Genomic DNA, 2,659 nt, shown 5'->3' with positions numbered 1-2,659 from the left:
AACGTTGTTGTATAAGCTTTGTTGCGTTGTTTAAGCAGTGAATTTAGTAAATAAAACACGAACGGCGAAATTCTGGAGGAATTTCCCAAGTGAGCCAAAACCAGCAATAAAGTTTATACGGTGTTGTAAACAGTTATTTTTTAGTTACATAATTCCTTATATATTGATTGACTATCTTTATTCCAATAATAATTATTAGAATCTGCATAATTTTTATCATCTATCTGAATACAAAGGAGTTGTGGGTTCTCCTTACAATTAAAATTGTCTAATTTATTATTATTCATATTTTTTATATTTAAACTTACAAGTTTGTTGGTACTACAATTTAAATATGATAATTCAATGTTTTTCGAAAAATCTAAATTAGTAAAATCATTATGTGTACAAGACAAGTTAATTAGTGAAGTGTTTTTCGAAAAATCTAAATTAATAAGTTTGTTGTTTGATAAGTATACTGTTTTTAAATTTACATTTTGTGTTAAATCTAAGCTGCTTAGCTTATTATTATTACATCCTAAACTTTCTAGCTTAATATTTTTAGATAAGTCTAAGTTTGCTAGTTTATTATTACCACAGTATACTTCTAATAAATAAGGGTTTTTTGTTAAATCTAAGCTTTCAATTAGATTTTCACCACATCTTAAAATAGCTAATGAATTAGATTCTGGAAGTATTAAACTTTCTATTTTATTATTTGAAAGATCAATTTCTTTTAATTTATAATTATTTGTAAAATCTAATTCTTTCAATTTTTCAGATCTTATTCTGATAAATTCTAATGCAGTATTATTTTCAAGGTTTAAATTTTCAACATTACTGGTGATTTCTAAATGTTTTAATTTAGTATTAGATGTTAAATTTATTTCAGAAGCTGAAACATTAACTATTAGAGAATTTATATTTATAAAAGCCTCTATGCCTGTTAAATCGTCTACATATTGAGTGTAGCTATAACTAAAAAGGATTGTTCCGCTAAATTCTTCAGCTTCACATCTTTGTATTTCATTATCTTTATTTTTATTGATGTAAATATTTTCAACTAAATATTTTTTTAAGTCAACATTTGGTATGTTAATGATTTCTGAGCAAGAGTCACAGTTTTCAGAGTAACTAGCTCTTGAAATTTTAAACCAATTATTTTTATTTTCAGCTTCTGTTTTATTATCTACTTGTATACATAATAATTCGTAATTTTCTTCTACCGATAAAAAGTCTAATTTTTCATTATTATTGTTCTTTATATTTACTGTAATTAAATCGTTAGATTTAATGCTTAAAAATTCAATATTTGAGTTTTTAGATAAATTTAGATATGTTAAGCTATTGTTGTCCAATATTAGTTTTTCTAATTTTTCATTAATTTCAAGATTTAGTGTTACAAAATTATTATTACTTAATAATAATTCTTCTAATTCTTTATTTTTGGATAAATCTAAGCTTGTTAATTTATTATTGCTACAATCTAATTGCTGTAATAGAATATTATTAGAAATATCAATGCTATTTAAATTAATAGACCTACAATTTAATTTAATTATTTTTCTATTTTCTGATAAATTAATTATTGATAATGGATTTCCTTGCACATATAATTCAGTAAGATTGTTGAAATTTTCTATTCCAGTTAAATCTCTGATATTTAAATTACTACAGTTTATTGTGCCAGTAAAATTTTCAGCTTCACTAAGTTGAATTTCTTCATCTTTATTAGCATTAATTTCTAAATTTTCTAATAAATATTTTTTAAAATTTATATCTGGAATATTAATAACCTCCTCCTGAACAGTAGGCTCATCTTCACAATTTATAAATATTAAGCAAGCAGAAAGTATCAGTAAAATATAACTTTTATTCATTTTTTTCATTCGTAATCTTGGTTTTAATTGTTTACAACGTTGTTGTGTATTGAAAGTTGCGTTTTTGTGAACGAGGAATTTCGCAAGAAATTCAGAAGTTGGCAAAAAAGCAACTAACTTTGGTTAAGCACTAAATTAAGTAATTTTTAATACACGGTGTTGGCATTAGTTTTTTTTCGTTAGTATTCCAGATCTTATTGTAGCTTCGAATTTTTTTCCAAAATCATTTTTTGACTTTATAATTCCGCTGTAAAAATTCCTTTTTTTCTTAAGAATAATTTCATTCAAAAACCCGCCATTTTTCATTTCTAAAATTGTTCCGTTAATTACCTTCAGACCATTTTTATAACTTATACTGTCTCCAACAATTACCGAAGATTTTCTATTAAAATTAATTCCTACAAAAACAAATTCTTCTCTAAAAACAGAATTTATTTTATGAGTATTTTTATAATCAGGAATTTGTCGAAAACTTATACTGTCAAAAATATATTTATTTTCAACCCATTTTGTTATTTTTCCTAAAGAATCATTTTGCTTTTTTAAAGTGATAATTTGATTTTTCAATTTCTCAATTTTACTTTTATTATCACAACTCAAAAAGGTAATTGCTAACAAGGAAATTAAAATTAATTTATTCATATTTAATCTTATAAATTAGAGTTACAATTTTTCTTAAAAAGTTCATTCATTCAAATTAATGCCAACGTTGTTGTATAAGCTTTGTTGCGTTGTTTAAGCAGTGAATTTAGTAAATAAAACACGAACGGCGAAATTCCGGAGGAATTTCCCAAGTGAGC

Annotated in this window: 2 protein-coding genes; both read right to left on the bottom strand. The window is 23.9% G+C overall.

The features are described from left to right. Window positions 1–140 precede the first annotated feature (140 nt). Window positions 141–1,868 carry a leucine-rich repeat domain-containing protein gene (locus MPF19_RS18755; RefSeq protein WP_249989805.1) on the bottom strand — a complete coding sequence of 576 codons (1,728 nt, stop codon included), beginning with the start codon at window positions 1,866–1,868 and terminating at the stop codon, window positions 141–143. 156 nt (window positions 1,869–2,024) lie between these two features. Beyond that, window positions 2,025–2,501 carry a hypothetical protein gene (locus MPF19_RS18750; protein WP_249989804.1) on the bottom strand — a complete coding sequence of 159 codons (477 nt, stop codon included), beginning with the start codon at window positions 2,499–2,501 and terminating at the stop codon, window positions 2,025–2,027. Window positions 2,502–2,659: the final 158 nt, after the last annotated feature.

It is taken from the genome of Polaribacter sp. Z014, assembly GCF_023555435.1.
Classification (GTDB): Bacteria; Bacteroidota; Bacteroidia; order Flavobacteriales; family Flavobacteriaceae; genus Polaribacter.
Note: the sequence above shows the minus strand (reverse complement) of the source record. Positions and strands in the feature narration are given on the sequence as shown.

Bases quoted from the DNA above. Each gene is read 5' to 3' on its own strand.
- MPF19_RS18755 (WP_249989805.1), bottom strand. From the start codon at position 1,868: ATGAAAAAAATGAATAAAAGTTATATTTTACTGATACTTTCTGCTTGC.
- MPF19_RS18750 (WP_249989804.1), bottom strand. From the start codon at position 2,501: ATGAATAAATTAATTTTAATTTCCTTGTTAGCAATTACCTTTTTGAGT.